Genomic DNA, 1,169 nt, shown 5'->3' on the forward strand with positions numbered 1-1,169 from the left:
AAAAGAAAGTGCTATTCACACATCGGAGCAAAATGATGATAAGGAAAAGGGCAACCATCAAAAGTCAAGCACTCCTTCAACAAATACTACATCTCCTGCTAAAGATGAAAACAACGTATCTACCCCTACAAAACAAACGGCTAATGTATTAATCAAGTCATATTTGCAAGGTTTAATAAAAGGAATCAACAAYGGTTCTTTCAAAGAAGTAAAMAGCTATCTGGTGAAAGGAAGTTCTCTTTATAGAGATCARCAGTCTTTAATTAGTCAKTTACATGGCAAAGGRATTCAAGAAAGATTAGTAGAWTATGAAGTGGTTGACTTTAAAAAAGCAGGCTCTGCTTATGATATCCAAACCCATGAAGTGATTATGATTGTTCAGCCTAATGGTTCAGAAACGATAAAAGAGTATGATTGGGTATATTCAGCGGTATGGTCGGATGATCAATTACGCTTAAAGGATATTTCTAATGCAGGGAACGCTGCTTCAATCAAAGCATCAGAACCATCGACGCAAAACAGCGGAAACTATGACGGAGAATGGTCAAGAGATATTCATCATCAAGAAGCAGGATTAACTATCACTAATTCAACAAGCAGCTCTTTTGATTTTACAATAGGTGCAGTATACGGTGCGAATGCAGGAGGAATAGAAGGAAAAGCAGAGGTGAAAGGAAATAAAGCTGTTTATAAAGACACGGAAGAAGCTACGGAATGCATACTAAACTTTACGTTAAGTCAAAAAGAAATCAAAATTGATGCTACTGCAGGCTGTTCCTATTACGGCGGGGTAAATGTTTCTTTCGACGGCACGTATAAAAAAGGAAAGATCACAGAACATACGAAGACATTATCAGAGCTTGATATCCTTCCAATTGAACAGGATGAAAATGTGAAAAAACTTGTAGGAAATGACTACAAAACACTTGTTGATAACTTTCAAATCGTCCATGAAGAAAAAGATTTAGACGGCTTAGGAGCGACAGCGCTATCAGGTGGAGTAACCGGTTTGTACACGCTTATGGAAGGAATCATTGAGTATGATAAGCAAGGCTATTATTACGTAGCGTTAATTGTTGACAGTGACAAAGTAAAATTCTACACGAATAATCCCGCATATCGAGATCGTATCACACTCACAGTAAAAGAGTGGATGAGCCGCTTTAGCG

At 37.7% G+C, this 1,169-nt stretch carries 1 protein-coding gene; it reads left to right on the forward strand.

Annotated elements, in window-relative coordinates:
* Positions 1-1,169, forward strand: a 1,169-nt coding sequence (locus AC1DWA_RS32880; RefSeq protein ID WP_477917593.1) for a TcaA NTF2-like domain-containing protein, incomplete at both ends; no start/stop codon positions are given.

It is taken from the genome of Rhodococcus sp. P4_F3_2, from assembly GCF_056401335.1.